The organism is Mycobacterium sp. NGS26, from assembly GCF_059813025.1.
In genome coordinates, this window is record NZ_JCALDU010000001.1 from 392,669 (window position 1) to 408,816 (window position 16,148).

13 protein-coding genes are annotated in these 16,148 nt (G+C 69.4%); 6 read left to right on the plus strand and 7 right to left on the minus strand.

Annotation, left to right across the window (positions count from 1 at the left end; genetic code table 11):
* The first annotated feature begins 136 nt into the window (after positions 1 to 136).
* Positions 137 to 2,107 carry a hypothetical protein gene (locus AC5Y6X_RS01845; RefSeq protein ID WP_499985171.1) on the plus strand — a complete coding sequence of 657 codons (1,971 nt, stop codon included), beginning with the start codon at positions 137 to 139 and terminating at the stop codon, positions 2,105 to 2,107.
* Positions 2,108 to 2,116: 9 nt separating this feature from the next.
* On the opposite strand, the gene AC5Y6X_RS01850 is transcribed toward AC5Y6X_RS01845, so the two are convergent.
* Positions 2,117 to 3,787, minus strand: coding sequence for a hypothetical protein (locus AC5Y6X_RS01850; protein WP_324674644.1), 1,671 nt, complete (start codon positions 3,785 to 3,787; stop codon positions 2,117 to 2,119).
* Between the two features lie 7 nt (positions 3,788 to 3,794).
* A complete protein-coding gene (locus tag AC5Y6X_RS01855; RefSeq protein ID WP_324674642.1) occupies positions 3,795 to 5,660 on the minus strand; it encodes a putative bifunctional diguanylate cyclase/phosphodiesterase in 1,866 nt (621 codons plus the stop codon).
* 228 nt (positions 5,661 to 5,888) lie between these two features.
* Here AC5Y6X_RS01855 and AC5Y6X_RS01860 point away from each other — a divergent pair, with 228 nt between their 5' ends.
* Genes AC5Y6X_RS01860 through AC5Y6X_RS01870 form a run of 3 tightly spaced genes read left to right on the plus strand, consistent with a single transcriptional unit; the run spans position 5,889 to position 9,248 of the window.
* Positions 5,889 to 7,058, plus strand: a complete 1,170-nt coding sequence (locus AC5Y6X_RS01860; protein ID WP_324674640.1) for an NAD(P)/FAD-dependent oxidoreductase — start codon at positions 5,889 to 5,891, stop codon at positions 7,056 to 7,058.
* On the plus strand, positions 7,055 to 7,951 hold the full coding sequence (locus tag AC5Y6X_RS01865; protein ID WP_499983948.1) for an RNA polymerase sigma-70 factor: 897 nt from the start codon (positions 7,055 to 7,057) through the stop codon (positions 7,949 to 7,951). Before AC5Y6X_RS01860 ends, AC5Y6X_RS01865 begins: the two co-directional genes overlap by 4 nt.
* A 49-nt stretch (positions 7,952 to 8,000) precedes the next feature.
* Positions 8,001 to 9,248 (plus strand): aminodeoxychorismate synthase component I, encoded by a 1,248-nt coding sequence (locus AC5Y6X_RS01870; protein ID WP_324674636.1) that lies wholly within the window; start codon positions 8,001 to 8,003, stop codon positions 9,246 to 9,248.
* On the opposite strand, the gene rsmI is transcribed toward AC5Y6X_RS01870, so the two are convergent.
* Positions 9,245 to 10,087 carry a 16S rRNA (cytidine(1402)-2'-O)-methyltransferase gene (gene rsmI / locus AC5Y6X_RS01875; protein WP_499983950.1) on the minus strand — a complete coding sequence of 281 codons (843 nt, stop codon included), beginning with the start codon at positions 10,085 to 10,087 and terminating at the stop codon, positions 9,245 to 9,247. The genes AC5Y6X_RS01870 and rsmI overlap by 4 nt on opposite strands.
* 25 nt (positions 10,088 to 10,112) lie before the next feature.
* Here rsmI and AC5Y6X_RS01880 point away from each other — a divergent pair, with 25 nt between their 5' ends.
* On the plus strand, positions 10,113 to 11,699 hold the full coding sequence (locus AC5Y6X_RS01880) for a dolichyl-phosphate-mannose--protein mannosyltransferase (RefSeq protein ID WP_499983951.1): 1,587 nt from the start codon (positions 10,113 to 10,115) through the stop codon (positions 11,697 to 11,699).
* 102 nt (positions 11,700 to 11,801) lie between these two features.
* Here the strand turns inward: AC5Y6X_RS01880 and arcA are convergent, their stop codons facing one another.
* Positions 11,802 to 13,010, minus strand: coding sequence for an arginine deiminase (gene arcA / locus AC5Y6X_RS01885; RefSeq protein ID WP_499983953.1), 1,209 nt, complete (start codon positions 13,008 to 13,010; stop codon positions 11,802 to 11,804).
* A gap of 58 nt (positions 13,011 to 13,068) precedes the next feature.
* Between arcA and AC5Y6X_RS01890 the strand changes: the two genes are divergently transcribed.
* Positions 13,069 to 13,665: an alpha-ketoglutarate-dependent dioxygenase AlkB gene (locus AC5Y6X_RS01890; protein ID WP_499983954.1), complete on the plus strand. Its 597-nt coding sequence runs from the start codon at positions 13,069 to 13,071 to the stop codon at positions 13,663 to 13,665.
* Positions 13,666 to 13,671: 6 nt separating this feature from the next.
* On the opposite strand, the gene AC5Y6X_RS01895 is transcribed toward AC5Y6X_RS01890, so the two are convergent.
* The 3 genes from AC5Y6X_RS01895 to pat are packed head-to-tail and all read right to left on the minus strand — an operon-like array spanning position 13,672 to position 15,998.
* Positions 13,672 to 14,328 (minus strand): DUF5642 family protein, encoded by a 657-nt coding sequence (locus AC5Y6X_RS01895; RefSeq protein ID WP_499983957.1) that lies wholly within the window; start codon positions 14,326 to 14,328, stop codon positions 13,672 to 13,674.
* A gap of 27 nt (positions 14,329 to 14,355) precedes the next feature.
* Positions 14,356 to 15,036 (minus strand): DUF5642 family protein, encoded by a 681-nt coding sequence (locus AC5Y6X_RS01900; RefSeq protein WP_499983960.1) that lies wholly within the window; start codon positions 15,034 to 15,036, stop codon positions 14,356 to 14,358.
* 11 nt (positions 15,037 to 15,047) lie between these two features.
* Positions 15,048 to 15,998, minus strand: coding sequence for an acetyltransferase Pat (gene pat, locus AC5Y6X_RS01905; protein WP_499985173.1), 951 nt, complete (start codon positions 15,996 to 15,998; stop codon positions 15,048 to 15,050).
* Positions 15,999 to 16,148: the final 150 nt, after the last annotated feature.

The window sequence follows — 16,148 nt, forward strand, 5'->3', positions numbered from 1 at the left end:
GGTAACCGCTCTCATCATACAAAAAGTATGTATGATCCCTCCATGCTAGCGGTGGAACATCGCCCTGCGATGGCCGGGACGCTCTCGGCCGTTGGCGCCTCGAGCCCGGTGGCGGCCAGCTGAAGTTGTTCCGGTGATGCATGGGAGATGTGTGCGCGGCATCGTTGCGCTGATCGGTGTGTTCGCAATCTTGACCGCGAGCGCCCCGCCGTCGTGGGGTACGCCCGACGAGCCGGGCACCCCGACTGACTCGATGACCCTGCCGTTAACCGACCTGGGGTCCGGTTCGATCCTGACCTTCTGGGGCCAAGAAGGCTGGGTGCCGCTGACGCTGCCGGTTCCGCGCGGGCTGGCACCGGCCGCTCTGAACGCGACCGTCCAACCGCCCTTCAATCTGCGGTCGGGAGTGATGGTCGTCACACAGGGCGACCGCACCATCGCGAAGGTGGACCTGCCCACCACCGACGGAGCGCCAATCGTCCTCCCGCTGGGCGCGGCGGAAGTGACCAACGGCTACCTGGCCCTGACATTGCGTTCCTATCTGCAGCAGGCAGAGGGCAACAACTGGTGCGACCACGGGAGCCCGCTGCGCTTGTTCGACGCGGCGGTCAGGTTCACCGGGGTCGAACAGCCGCCCGACACGGTGGCCCACTTCCTGCCGCCAATGCTGCGGAAGCTGACCATATTTCTGCCGCAATCGCCGTCGACGGTGGAGTCCGACACGGCGGTTCAACTGGCGGCCTCCGCGGCCACGCACTACAGCTCACAGTTGCCCGAGATTGCCGTGGTCCCGCTGACCGAAGGGCAGGTGGCGCCGCCGTCGCCGCCGGGACCGCTGGAACGCCAGATCCTCGTCAAAGAGGGACCGAGCAACGGGCTTTCCATCCAAGGCACGACGCACCCCTGGCTGCTGATCTCGGGACCGCTGCGGCGAACCGACGAATCGGACGCGGCCGTGCTGTTCAACAACGACCTGTCCCAGCTGGCGCTCGCCCCCAAGGCTGTCGTGGGATCGCTGCAGCCCAGCGTCCGACTGCCCGGCGACACCACCACGCTGCGCGAACTGGGGCAGCCCGACTTGACGTCCGCCACGCTGCAGCCCCGGGTATCGATCACGTTGAACCAGACCGGGTTTGGCAGATCCATCCACGCGGTGCGGGTGCATCTGCGGGGGTCCTACACCCCCACGCCGGCCAATATGGGCGGCCAGATCACGGCAGCGATCGGATCGGAGACCATCGACCAGTGGCCCACCGACGGCCGCGGCCTCATCGACCGCTGGATCGACGTCCCGGATCGGCTGCTGGGGCGATACACCCGTCTCGATGTGACGCTCACCGTTTCGGGGAACTATGGGCCGTGCGGGGACTACACCGCCCTCGGGCCCGGGGACCGGCTCCTCACGTTGACCATCAACGGCGACAGCGCGGTGCAGAGCAGCCCCGCCAAACCGCCGGTGCCCGCGGGCCTGCTGTCGGTGCCCCAAACACTGCTGCCCCGGGTCCTGGTGGGCATCGAGCCCCGCTCGTTCAGTGACACCGCGCGCGCCGTCGCGATCATGGTGGGCCTGCAGCGAATGAGCGCGATACCGATCGAGACCGCCGTGACGAGCGTGCAACAAGCGATCGATTCGCCAAGCCCCGCGATACTGATCGCCGCCAATGGGTGGAATCACCCCGACATCGTGCTTCCGGTGTCCGCGGGATCCACCGGGCCCATCACCGTCAACGCCCTTGGGCCGGAGGGCAAACCCACCACTCTCGCATTGGACCCGCCGGTGCCGTTCGCTTCCCTTCAAACGGTGTTGAACCGCGGCCGAACGCTGTTGATCGCGACGTCCACCGGGGCACCCGGGCAGCTCGACGAGCTTCTCCGACGGCTCAACCACGACGCCGCGGGCTGGCAAAGCCTCAAAGGCGCGGCGATCATATCCATGCCCGGACAGGATCCGGTGACCGTAGACAACCCGGCCAATCCGGCCCCACCGACCGAGCGTTCGGCGAGCTGGGGATGGCTGTGGTGGCTGGGCGCGGGGTGGCTTGCCGTGGCCGTCGTCGGCGCAGCGGTCATCCTAGTGCGCAGCCGGCGCGGATCGCACCGCGGCTGACGCGCGCGGTCATCGACCGTTCGCCGTCGTGGACTCGCGCGGAATATCCAGCGTCGCAACCGGATACAGACCCGAGCCGTCGCGACCGTCCCGGGCCAACGCCATCGGGGCGTAGTTCACCACGTGTGACGCGCCCGGCTTGTGCTGTTGCCAGTCGACGGATGCGCGCAGCGTGTAGTGCCCCGGCGCCAGGCCCGTCAGGTCGACGCGCACCGACTCGGTCGACGGCGCCGGGACCGCCTCCTCGCGCGATTGGCTGGAATCGTCGTGAACAAGCGTCTTGAGGTTCACCGTCGCCGGCAGGGTCCGGACCACGGCTCCCGAGAAATCGATCAGCTTGTAGCCGGGCGACCACTGCTCCGTTGCGGCCGCGGAGCCGTAGTTGGTCCAGACGACCGAAATGCTCGCCACCCTGCCCTGGATCGATTGCGACCCCGGCCGCGCCTCCACCGAGTACTGATAGCCCGCGGAGGCGTTGGCCTGGGCCCACAGCGCATACAGGTTGGGGTCCATCGCCGAAGTCGCGTCCCGGTCCGGGAATTTGGTGCTCGACGTCATCGACACGTGGTACCTGATGACATCGTGCAGGCCCTTCTCGTAGTAGGCGCGCGGGTCGGTTCCGTTCGGCATCCGGCACCATTCGCTGATCACCGGCGCCGAGGTCAGCCGCTGCTTGATCGCGTTGACGACGGCATCGTTGGACCGCACATAGTGTGAGTCGCCGGCCTCGGCCCAGGCCGGCAACGGCGCCTGCACGCCCAGGCAATCCGCGCGGATGCCCACCGGCGCGGACAGTTTCTTGGTGACGTCGTCGCCGAGCAACTCGCGCACGATCTCCGGGTTCTGCGGCGTGACCACCAATTGCGTGTGGGGGAACGCGTTTGCGTTGGCCGCGACCAGCCGCCGGATGGACGCGGCGGTGATGCTCTGATCGCGAAACTGGCTGTAATACCCCAACATCGACACGCTGTCGTCCGGCGACGGGCCCGGCGCCCCCAGCGAATCACGCAGATAGGCGATGTCGTTGCCGCTGGCGTCCCCGTAGCCGGAGAACTCGAAAACACTGAGCCGCTCGTCGCCGTCGTAGCGGCGGCCCAGCGCGGCCAGCAGCTGTCCGAAGGCGTCCAGGTAGCCGGGGTTGTTCCAGTCGGGCACCACCTGCGTCACCCCCGCCGTGTTCGGCGGCCCCGGGTAGCTGGTGGCCACCGAGCGCATCCAGTCGGGGATCGCGATGTTCGCGTTGTCCGAATAGGAGTCGTTGCAACACGAGTCGTAGGCGTACACGCGAAGGATCAGCCGCATGTTGCGGCTGGACAGCTTCGCCAGCGCGTCGTCGATGACGCTGAAGTCGAACTTGCTGTCGTCCGGCGCGTCGGGCGGCAGCGTGCGCGGATCGGTAGGCTGCAACCGCCGCCACGACACGCGCAGGCTCGCGTCATACGACGCCGGCCAAGCCGGGTACCGCTGCTGGGCCGGATTGCCCTGCGGGAAAAGGGGATTCAAAAGACCTTCGTACTGTCCGCGCAGCGGGTTGGCGATCGCTTGAACGCTCGGCGGGATGGCCGGACTGATCATCGCGGAAAACGGCCCCGGGTTGGGATGCCCGCCGCACGCGTCCAGCATCAGCGTCACCGCGCACAGGGCAACGGCCAGCACACGTTTCATCGATGGAGCGAACATCGGTGCGTCAGATCACGCCCAACGACAACGCCTCGCGGTCGGCGAGGAACGGCATCGGCATCCAGCGCGCGGCGAGCAACGCCTCCATCGCATCGCCCGGAACGGGACGCGACAACAGGAATCCCTGCGCGCGGTGGCACCCGTGTTGCATCAATGTCAGTGCGGCAGCGGGTGTCTCGACGCCCTCGGCGACCACCTGCAGGCCGAAGGCCTCGGCGAGCCCGATGATCGCCCGCACTATGGCGAGGTCGCCGGCGTTGTTGCCCAGGTCGCGAACGAACCCGGTATCGATCTTGAGCATGTCGACCGGCAGCGACTTCAGGTGCGACAGAACGGCGTAACCGGTGCCGAAGTCGTCGATGGCGATCTGGACCCCGACCTCTTTGAGCTCGGTCAGGGTCTTGCGAGTGGTCTCGATGTCGTGCACCACGGCCCGCTCGGTGATCTCCAGGCAGATCGATCCGCCGTCGATGCCGAATTCGTCGATGGTGTCGGCGACACTGCGAACGAATCCCCGAGTGATCAATTGCACGGGCGACACGTTGATGCGCAACACGGCGCTCTGCCCGACACCGTTGGCCCGCCACCGGCTGAATTCCGCACAGGCGCTTCGCATCACCCACTGGCCCAGGTCGGCCGCAAGATTCGTCGTCTCGGCCACCCCGATGAACGAATCCGGCAGCAGCAACCCCCAGATCGGATGCCGCCAGCGGACCAATGCCTCCGCGGCCACGATGGCACCCGTCCACAGGTCGACCTCGGGCAGGTAATGCAACAGCAGCGCTTCGCTCTCGATATCGCCTCGCAAATGCAGCTCGATGTCGTTGCGGAAGGCGCTTTTCAGCGACATGTCATCGTTGAACATCGCAACCTGGTTGCCGCCCCCGCGCTTGGCGGTCAGCACGGCCTCGTCGGCACGGCGCAGCAGTTCGGCGACGTTGTCACGCCCCGGTATGCCCATCGCCAGCCCGATGCTGGCGGTGCGGGTGATCATGTAGCCCCCGACGGCCAGGCGTTCGTGCAGCATCGCCCCCATCCGACGGGCCAACGACTCCGCGGTGCCGGTCGACATCGGCTGGTCGGGGATGACGACGAACTCGTCCCCACCCAACCGCGCGATAAAGCTCTGAGGGCCCGCGCAAACCCGAATGCGTTGCGCGAAGACCTTGAGGAACCAGTCACCGGCGGCGTGGCCGAGGTAGTCGTTGATCGGCTTCAGCCGATCGAGGTCGAGATACAAGACCGCGACCGGCCCCGTCCTTCCCTCCGCAAGCCTTTCCGAGAGATGCGCCACGAGCGCCCGACGGTTGTACAGGCCGGTCAGATCGTCGTGGTCGGCCAGGTGGCGCAGCTTTTCTTCGGCCGCGAGACGGGCTTGAAGCTGCGCAAACAGCGCGGCGACGGCTTCGAGGGTGTTGATCTCCGTTTGGTTCCACTTCCGTGCGCCGAGCTTGACGAAGCCGAGTATGCCGGTGACCGTGTCGCCCGAGACCAGGGGCGCGGCCGCCACCGAGGGCGAGGGGTGCCCGTTGGCCCGGTGCAGCCAGCGCTGCAGGAAACCGCCATCCTGCTCGCCGCGCATCACTACCGGTTTCCTGCTGCGCTCGCATTGGGCGAGCACCGGGTCGGTGCTGGTGAAGTGGATGACGGCGATGGGATCCGGGTCCGGAACGTCAGTTCGCGGCGGCCATTCCGCAACCAACACCGAGGCCCGGATCTCCTGGTCGTTGTGGCGCAGGAAGCTGCTGTCCATGTCGAATTGCTCGACAAGCTGCTCGAGGATCTTTTCGCTGACCTGGGTCGCGGTGGATCTCGTGGCCTGCATCAGCTGGGTGGCTACGGAGGTGACGACGAGATCCAGACTGCGCGGCACGGGCTCCTCCGACGTCGGGCAAATATCCCGTCTGGGCGGCTGGCCCAATCAGTATGGCGAAGCGTATCATGCGCGACCCGGCCCACCCGACGTTCCGATCGGCCTGAAAACGAACGGTTTCGAGCGCGACCTGGCAGTGAGACAGCTCACAATCCGGCCCCGGCCTGTCACACCCGCCCGGTCCGCGGTGTCTCAAGGGCACTAGGCCCGCGAGAATAGGAGACACAAATGAGCGAGGTCGCCCGCAAGAGAACCCATGTCGTCGTTGTCGGCGGCGGATACGCCGGAACCCTGGCCGCGAATCACTTGCGGCAGCGTCCGGACATCGATATCACCCTGATCAATTCCCGTCCGGTCTTCGTCGAACGGATTCGGTTGCACCAGTTGGTCGCCGGCACCGGCGTCGCGACCGCCGACTACGGCACACTGCTCGGTGACGGGATCCGGCTGATCGTCGACACCGTGGACCGCATCGAGGTCGGCGCCCGGCGGGTCCTGCTCGACTCGGGCGCCGAGCTGGCCTACGACTATCTGATCTACGCCGTCGGGAGCACCGGCGCGACGGCGCCCGAGTTCGCCTACTCGATAACCGATTTCGAGAGCGCGCAGCGGCTGCGGCACGCGCTCGCCGACCTGCCCACCAACGGCCCCATCACCGTGGTCGGTGGCGGGCTGACGGGCATCGAGACGGCCGCCGAGCTGGCCGAACGGGGACGCCCGGTGACGCTGGTCTGCGGGGCCATCCTCGGGCCGTCGCTGAGCAACCGGGGCCGGCGTTCGGTAGCCAAGCGCCTGCGCAAGCTCGGCGTGAACGTGCTGGAATCCGTTGCGGTGAGCCAGGTCCGCTGGGACGCGGTGGTGCTCACCGACGGCGTCGTGCTGCCCAGCGCCGTGACGGTGTGGACGGCCGGTTTCGCCGTGCCGGACCTGGCCGCGCGCAGCGGGTTGCGCACCGACGCCGAGGGCCGGCTGCTCACCGATGAGACGCTGACCAGCGTCGACGACGAGCGCATCGTCGCCGCGGGGGACGCGGCCGCGCCGTCGGGCCGGCCGCTGCGGATGAGCTGCCAGGCCGCCGGGCCGTTGGGCGCCCAGGCCGCCAACACCGTGCTCAGCCGCATCGCCGGGGAGGAGCCAGCGCCGCTCAACCAGGCGTTCGTCGGGCAGTGCATCAGCCTGGGCCGCGCCCACGGCGCCTTCCAGCTCGCGCGCACCGACGACACCCCGGTGAACGTGGTCGTCGGCGGCCGCAGCGCGGCGTCGATCAAGGAGGCGATCTGCAAGGGCACGCTGTGGGGCATCCGCCGCGAGGCCGCCAAGCCCGGCTCGTACTTCTGGCTCAAGGGCGGCAATCGGCCCGCCCAACTGGCGGCCGGCGAGCAGGTCGCACTGCGATGACCGCCACCGGTGAGCACGCCGAACGGTTCACCCTGCTGCGGCCGTTGCTGTTCACCATCGCCTACGAAATCCTGGGCTCGGCAACCGAAGCCGACGACGTGCTGCAGGACAGCTACCTGCGGTGGGCCGGGGTGGACCTGGCGACGGTGCGCGACACCAAGTCCTACCTGGCCCAGCTGGTCACCCGCCAGGCGCTCAACGCGCTGCGGGCCGACGCTCGTCGCCGCGAGGAGTACGTGGGGCCGTGGCTGCCCGAGCCGCTGTTGACCGACGATCGGGACCCGTCGACGGATGTCGTTCTGGCCGAATCGGTTTCGATCGCGATGCTGGTGCTGCTGGAGACGCTGAGCCCGGACGAACGAGCCGTGTTCGTGCTGCGGGAGGTGTTCGGTTTCGACTACGGCGAGATCGCTGCGGCGGTCGGGAAACCGGCCGCGACGGTGCGGCAGGTTGCGCACCGGGCCCGCGAGCACGTGCGGGCGCGGCGCAAGCGATTCGACGGGATAGACCCGCAACGCAACGCGGAGATCACCGCCCAGTTCCTGGCCACCGCGGCCAGCGGCGACGTGCAGGCGCTGATGACGATGCTCGCCCCGGACGCCACCTGGATGGCCGACAGTGGCGGCAAGGTTTCCGCCGCCCGCAGGCCGGTGGTCGGCGCCGAGCGGGTGGCCAGGGCGATCACCGGGCTGATGCGCCGGGGCGCGGCGGCGCTGCGCGTGGAGATGGTGACCTGCAACAGCGCCCCCGCGGTGTTGTTCTACCTCGGCGAGCGGCTCGAGGGCCTGATCACGCTGGAGATCGCCGATGACAAGATCACCAACTTCTACGTGATGCGCAACCCGGACAAGCTGGTGGCGCTGGCGACCGCTCGCGACATCAGCCGCGGCTGACGACCCGGGCCCGGCGCGCGCAAGTCGCGCGTTCTGTCAAGCTGGGTCGGTGCGAATCGACCGGCTCGGCGACCTCGGCGACGCGCCCTCGGTGCTGCGCGCCGTCGCTGCCGCTGCGTGCCGGTTGGGCCTGCCGCCGCCGGCCGCGCTGACCGGCGACTGGTTCGGCGCGCTGGCCGTCATCGCGCCGAGCCTGTCGGCCCGACCGGTCGGCGTCGACGACGCGTTCGCCGTCCCGTCGGTCGCGCAGCCGCCCGACTCCGGGGCCGTGGGCGGTGGCTGGGTCGGTTACCTGTCCTATCCCGACGGGGCCGCCGACGGCCTGCCGAACCGGATCCCCGAGGCCGCGGGCGGCTGGACGGACTGCCTGCTGCGCCGTGCCCGGGACGGACATTGGTGGTACGAAAGCCTGTCCGGGGCGCCGATACCGGATTGGCTGACCGCGGCGCTGGCCGCGCCGCCGGCGCCCGCGCGCGATTGCCGGATCGACTGGGCCGCGCCCGATCGGGGGGCCCACCGCGACGGGGTTCTCGCCTGCCTGGAGGCGATCCGCGCCGGCGAGGTCTACCAGGCGTGCGTGTGCACGCAATTCACCGGAACCGCCGCCGGGGAGCCGCTGGATTTCTTCGCCGACGGCGTCGCGCGCACCTCCCCCGCCCGGGCCGCCTACGTGGCCGGACCGTGGGGCGCGGTGGCGTCGCTGTCCCCGGAGCTGTTCCTGCGGCGCCGGGGTGGCGTCGTGACGTCCAGCCCGATCAAGGGCACCCTGCCGCTGGACGCCTGGCCGTCCGCGTTGCGGGCCTCGGCGAAAGAGGTGGCCGAGAACATCATGATCGTGGACCTGGTCCGCAATGACCTTGGCCGGGTGGCGATCACCGGCACGGTCACCGTGCCCGAGCTGCTGGTGGTGCGGCGCGCGCCGGGTGTCTGGCACCTGGTGTCGACGGTGGCGGCGCGTGTTCGGGCCGACCTGCCGACGTCGGCGCTGCTGGACGCCGCCTTCCCGCCCGCCTCGGTGACCGGCACACCCAAACACCGTGCCCGCCAACTGCTTTCGAGTTGGGAGCAGCGTCGCCGCGGGATATATTGCGGCACAATCGGTTTGGCGTCGCCGATCGCCGGGTGCGAACTCAACGTCGCGATCCGCACCGTCGAGTTCGACGCGGCGAGAGGCGCCGTGCTGGGGGTCGGCGGCGGGATCACCGCCGACTCGGATCCCGACGCCGAATGGGAGGAATGCCTGCACAAGGCGGCCCCGGTCATCGGCCTGCTGCCCCGCGCGGTGCCGGTCGGTTAGCCCGGCTCGCGGCGTGACCGCAGGACCGCGGCGTAGAGCTGGCGCGAGCGCACTCCCGGATGCGCGGCGGCCACCTCGCCGCAGGCGTCCTTGACGCGGGCGCCCGCCGCGACGAGCTCCTCCACGTCGGCCACCAACGACGGCAGGTCGGCGCGCGGGGTCGCGCCGGCCAACACGACGGTGATCTCGCCGAGCACGCCGCCGGCCGCCCAGCCGGCCAGCTCGTCGAGCGACCCGCGCACCACCTCCTCGTGCACCTTGGTCAGCTCGCGGCAGACGGCCGCCGCGCGCGCCCCGCCGAGCTCCTCGACGGCGTCGCGCAGGCAGGCGGCCAGCCGGCGCGGCGACTCGAAGAACACGACGGTGCGCCGCTCGTCGGCCAGCGTGCCCAGCCAGGTCCGGCGCGCCGAGCCCTTGCGCGGGGCGAAGCCCTCGAAGCAGAACTTCTCCGACGGCAGGCCGGACACGGCCAGCGCGGTCGTCACCGCGGAGGGCCCGGGCAGGCACGTCACCGGCAGCCCCGCGTCGACGCACGCCACCACCAGGCGGTAACCCGGGTCGCTGATCACCGGCATCCCGGCGTCGCTGACCACCAGCACCGTCGCGCCGGCCTTGACCGCGTCGAGCAGGGCGGGCACCCGCGCCGCCTCGACCTGGTCGAACAGGCTGACCACCCGGCCGCTGATCCCGACGCCGAGGCTTTTCGCCAGGGTGCGCACCCGCCGGGTGTCCTCGGCCGCCACCACGTCGGCACCGGCGAGCGCGTCGATCAGCCGCGGCGAGGCGTCCGACGGCCGGCCCAGCGGGGTCGCACCGAGCAACAGGCGACCATAGGACATGACGGACAGCCTACGATCGACACCGATGTCCGCCCCGCCCCGCGAAACCTCCCTGAACGTGGAGGGCGCCCTCCAGGAGCGCGTCGTCCCCGTCGTCAGCCCGGGCCCGCTGGTCCCGGTCGCCGATTTCGGGCCCACCGACCACATCCGCGGCTGGGTCGTCACCGGCGTGATCACGGTGCTGGCGGCGGTGACCCGGTTCATCAACCTGGGCTCACCGACCGATGCCGGCACACCGGTTTTCGACGAGAAGCACTACGCGCCCCAGGCGTGGCAGGTCCTGCACAACCACGGGGTGGAAGACAATCCCGGGTTCGGCCTGGTGGTGCACCCGCCTGTCGGCAAGCAGCTGATCGCGTTCGGCGAGGCGATCTTCGGCTACAACGGGGTGGGCTGGCGGTTCACCGGGGCGCTGCTCGGCGTGCTGATGGTCGCGCTGGTGCTGCGGATCGTGCGGCGGATCAGCCGATCGACGTTGGTGGGCGCCATCGCCGGGGTGCTGCTCATCTGCGACGGCGTCAGCTTCGTCACCTCGCGGACCGCGCTGCTCGACGGCTTGCTCAGCTTCTTCGTGGTCGCCGCGTTCGGCGCGCTCATCGTCGACCGGGACCAGGTGCGCCAGCGAATGCACGTCGCCCTCGTGGAGGGCCGCACCGGCGAAACCGTGTGGGGCCCGCGGCTGGGTGCGCGCTGGTGGCGCTTCCTCGCGGGAATCCTGCTCGGATTGGCTTGCGGGACAAAGTGGTCCGGCCTCTACTTCGTGCTGTTCTTCGCCGCGATGTCGTTGGCTTTCGACGTGGCGGCTCGGCGCCAGTACCAGGTGACCAGCCCGTGGCGCGGGGTGGTCCGGCGTGACCTGATCCCCACCGGGTACGCGCTGGCGTTGATCCCGTTCGCGGTCTACCTGGCCAGCTACGCGCCGTGGTTCGCCTCGGAGACCGCGATCGACCGGCACGAGGTGGGCCAGTCGATCGGCCCCCACTCCGTCGTTCCCCTTCCCGACGCCATTCGCTCGCTGTGGCACTACACGGCCAAGGCCTTCCAATTTCATGCGGGCCTGACGAATTCGGCCGGCAACTACCACCCGTGGGAGTCCAAGCCGTGGAGCTGGCCGATGTCGTTGCGACCGGTGCTGTACGCCATCGACCAGCAGAACGTGGCCGGCTGCGGGGCGCAGTCGTGCGTGAAGGCCGAGATGCTGGTGGGCACCCCCGCGATGTGGTGGCTGGCGGTGCCGGTGTTGCTGTACGCCCTGTGGCGATCGGTCGTGCGGCGGGACTGGCGCTATGCGGTGGTGCTGGTCGGCTACTGCGCGGGATGGCTGCCCTGGTTCGCCGACATCGACCGGCAGATGTACTTCTTCTACGCGGCGACGATGGCGCCGTTCCTGGTCATGGGGATCGCGCTGATCTGCGGCGACATCCTCTACTCCCCTCTTGCGGCTCGAGGCCCGGGTCAGAGCCCGGAGCGCCGGACGCTGGGCCTGATGGCCGTGAGTTTTTATGTCGCTTTGGTGGTGACCAACTTCGCCTGGCTGTTCCCGGTGCTCACCGGTCTGCCCATCTCGCAACAGACCTGGGACATGGAGATCTGGCTGCCCAGCTGGCGCTGACTTCACAGCCGCCACAGTCGCCGCGAAACTGCAACTAACGACGGCGCTACTCGAGAAATGCGTCGGCAGTTACAGTTTCGCGGCGGTGTCAAAGCGGTGCTGTCAAAGCGGGTCGCGGGCGACGGGGCAGCACATGCAGCGCGGGCCGCCGCGGCCGGTGCCCAATTCGGAGCCCGCGATGGTCAGCACTTCGATGCCGGCCTCCTGCAGGCGGGCATTGGTCTGCATGTTGCGTTCGTAGGCGACGACGACCCCCGGCCGCAGGGCCAGCGTGTTGTTGCCGTCGTCCCACTGCTCGCGTTCGGCGACGACGGGATCGAGGCCGGTGTCGATGACGCGCAGCTTGTCGATCTCCATGGCCTTGGCCGCCGCCTCCAAGAAGGGGGTCTCATCGCTGATGCTGACGCCGTCGGGCGTGCGCTGAATGGTGAATGCCGAGAGCGTGTCGACGACGTTGGCGTACATCACCACGGTGTCGATGTCGACCATGGTGCACACCGTGTCCAGGTGCATCTGCGCGCGCTTCTGGGCGATCGGCACGGCGAGCACCGTGTTGGCGAGGTCGTCGTCAAACAGGCTGCGCGCCAACGCCTCCGCGCCGGCCGGGGTGGTCCGCTCGCCCACCCCGACCGCGAGCACGCCGGGCGCGAGCAGCAGCACGTCACCGCCCTCGACCGGAGCGGTGCGCGACTCGTAGGCGCGCCGCACACCGGTGAAGCGCGGATGGTGCGCATAGATGAGGTCGGTCAGCGACGCCTCGCGAACCCGGGCCCGCAGCGCCAGCGTCGGGATGACGACCCGCGGCCCGATCCATATCGACGAGTCGCGGGTGAACACCAGGTTGGGCAGCGGCTCGATGACGAAGTCCCCGCCATGATGCATGCGCAGCACCAACGACACGTCGGTGCGGGTGTCGGGCGGGAGTTCGTTGAACGTCATCCCGGCCATCAGGACGTTGGCCAGCAGCACCGGGTCAAGGCCCCGCAGGTAGGCCGAAAGCTCTTGCGCCAGAGGCGTTCCGAGCCGGCGGGCATCGACCGCGGCGGCAACGCCCTGCATCCGCGCGGCCCCGCTGTGGCTCAGCGCCTCGGTCAGCAGGTCGGACAGCAGCAGCACCTCCACGCCGGCCGAACGCAGCAGCTCGGCGAACCGGTCGTGCTCCTCCTGCGCGCGGGCGACCCACGGCAGCCCGTCGAACAGCAGCTGGTCGTTGTTGCGCGGGTTGAGCCGCCGCAACTCGGCCCCGGGGCGGTGCAGGATGGCGACGCGCAGCGTGCCGACCTCGGAATCGGTGCTCAGCTCAACACCCACAGTTCAAACCGTAGCCGGTCACCTTCTGATCGAACGGGTGTGCGATAGACTGGCCGGCGTGAGCATCGCGGTCCAGGGCTCGCTGTTCCAACACACCGAGCGCAGACAACTCGGTGACGGCGCCTTCATCGAGGTCCGGGCCGGCTGGTTGAAGGATGCCGACGACCTGCTGCAAGCCCTGCTGTCGACGGTGCCGTGGCGGGCCGAGCGCCGCCACATGTACGACCGGGTGGTCGACGTCCCGCGGCTGGTGAGCTTTCACGACCTCACGGTCGAGGACCCGCCGCACCCGCTGCTGGCGCGGCTGCGCGTGCGGCTCAACGACATCTACGCCGGCGAGCTCGGCGAGCCGTTCACCACGGTGGGGTTGTGTTGTTATCGCGACGGCTCGGACAGCGTCGCCTGGCACGGCGACACCATCGGCCGCAGCAGCTCCGAAGACACCATGGTGGCCATCGTCAGCCTGGGCGCCACGCGCACGTTCGCGATGCGCCGGCGCGGCGGCGGCCCGTCGCTGCGGCTGCCGCAGGCACACGGCGACCTGCTGGTGATGGGCGGGTCGTGCCAACGCACCTGGGAGCACTCGGTGCCCAAGACGTCGGCGCCCACCGGTCCGCGGGTCAGCATCCAGTTCCGGCCCCGCGACGTCCGCTGAGCACGGTCAGCTCCGAACCGCGGTCACCGCCTTGACGAGCAGGTCCCGGGCGCGCTGCGTGTCGACCTTGGCCACCGGCTGGTCGGGCACCACGAGCGGATTGGCGATGACGATCACCTGGTAGTCGCCGAACTGGGCAGAGTAGTCGTAGAGCTCGCCGGTGCGGGCCGTGTTGCCGACGAGCGCCTGCAGGACGCGGTGCACCCCGAACGTGTGCGTCCCGTCGATGTGCGGCGCGTCGATCACCTCGAGGCCGCCGCGCACCTGGCCCCCGGAGAACGCCACCTTGGCGCAGTCCTTTCCCGGATCCTCGACGGGCACCGGCTTGGAGGTCTCCACCGCGATGACGACGTATCGGTTGCCGTTGCCCTCGGCGGACACCGCGGCCATGTTGCCCTGCAGGTCCGGCGGCATGGTCGGGCCGAGCGCGGTTTTCGCGCAGTTGGGGGGATCGAAGTTGAGCCCCTCGGGCAGCTTGCGGGCGGACAAGAACTTGGGATCGATTGCCCGTTCGCTGATGTCGGTGACCTTGAACTCGGGACCGAAGCTCGACTTCACCCCGGAGACCTTGGCGATATCGACCTTCGTCGATGCGGTATCGGTACCCGATGAGCAGCCGGCGAGCACACCCACCGACGCGATCGCCAACACCACCTTCAACATCGTGGCCAATCTACCCAAACCCGTGGCTCAACTGCGCAACGTGGACACCGTTTTGACGAGCAGGTCGGCGGCGAATTGCGGCGGCAGCGCCGGCACCGTCGAGCCCGGGTCGGTGGTCAACGTGGTGAACGTGTAGTAGTTGCCCAGGTAAGCGGTGAATGTGTATGTCCGCGAATCGATTTCGGCGCCCGACTCGACGGCGGACCTGATGTCGGCGACCATGCCGAGCGTTTCGGCGCCGTCGATGCGCGGAGGGTCGGTGAGGTGAACGCCGACCGTGGTGTGCCCGGCGGTCATGGTCCACTGGCCGCAGGCCGCGACCAGATTGTGGTCGAGGCCAACGGGGCCCGGCAGGGCGACGACGATCGCGTCGACGATGCCGCCCGCGCCCGAGGCGGACAGGCCCTGCGCGGACTGGTCGCGCCCGCCGCCCGGGTCGGCGAGGGCGGCACACTGCGCCGGCTTGGCCCTCATGTCCGCCGCGTCGGCCCCGAGGCTCCAGATCACCCGGGGCGAGGCCGCGCCGGGGATGCCGGTGCTGACCTCGTAGTTGGGCGGCAGGTCGCGCACCACCCGCTTGATGTTGGCGGGGTTGACGGCCGCGGCGTGCGCCGACGACGAGGGTGGGCCCGGCGGTTTCGGCGCGCGCGAATGAACGCACGCGGTGATCAGCAGGGCGAGCACCACGCCAATCCAGAACGGCCGCATGCCCGTTCCTATCAGCCGACCGCTTCGATCACCTGGCGGGCGACGCGCTCGATCCGCTCGGCCATGTCCCGCTTGAGGTGCAGGTCGCGCCGGCGCGGCACGTCGATGACGGTGGTGATGACGCCGACGTCCTCGCGCTGCCACACCGCGCCGTAGTGGTCCATGATGGTGCGCATCGGCAGATTGTCGGAAAGCATTCGCGCGGAGAACTTTTCGATCCCGTCGACGCGTGCGGCGATGGACAGCGCGCCGATCAGAAAGCTACCGATCCCCCGGCCCTGGTAGGCGTCGGCAACCGTGAACGCGATCTCGGCGCTCGCCGGATCGGCCTCGTCGCGCACGAAGCGCGCGTCGGCCACCGGGTCGCTGCCGTCGGTCACCACCCAGACGAAGTGGTCGACGTAGTCGACCTCGGACAGGTAATGCATCAGCGCCGGGCTGGGCAGGCGGGCCGTCATGAACCGGCGATACAGCGTCTCGCTGGAGAATTGGATGTGGCCGTGCACCGTGCGTTCGTCGTCGCCGGGCAGGACCGGGCGCAGCAGCAACTCGGTTCCGTCGCGGACGCGCACCGGGATCGGGGTGATGAACGCGGCGAGGCGCTGGCGGACGGTGCGCAGCAGCCGCGGCAGCACCTCGGGGATGTGCACCATCCTGGTGAACGCGTCGTTGTCGCCGATCCAGCCGGTCAGCGGTTCGGCCGTGGTGACCGTCGCGATCCGGGGACGGTTGCGCAGCAGGGCGATCTCGCCGACGATCGTCCCCGCGGATGCCTCCCCGGCAGTTACCGTGCCGTCCGACCCGGTGTGTTTGATTTCGGCGGTGCCCGACGAGATCAGCAGGAACGAAACCGCCTGCTCCCCTTGCTGCATCAGCACCTGGCCGGCCGCGGCGCGCAGCGGCTGGACGGACGCCGCCAGCGGGGCCAGCTCCTCGGTGGGACATCCCTCGAAGATGTCCATCGCCGCCAGCTCTTCCACCCGCGCACCGGTCAATCCGGCCACTGGACCTCGAGTCCCGATGACCGTTTTGCCATGACCAGCCCTTTGTCGCCGTCGTCTACCGCGCCAGCTCAGGTTATGAGGTGGCTCGGGCCCCGGCAAGGATCGCTG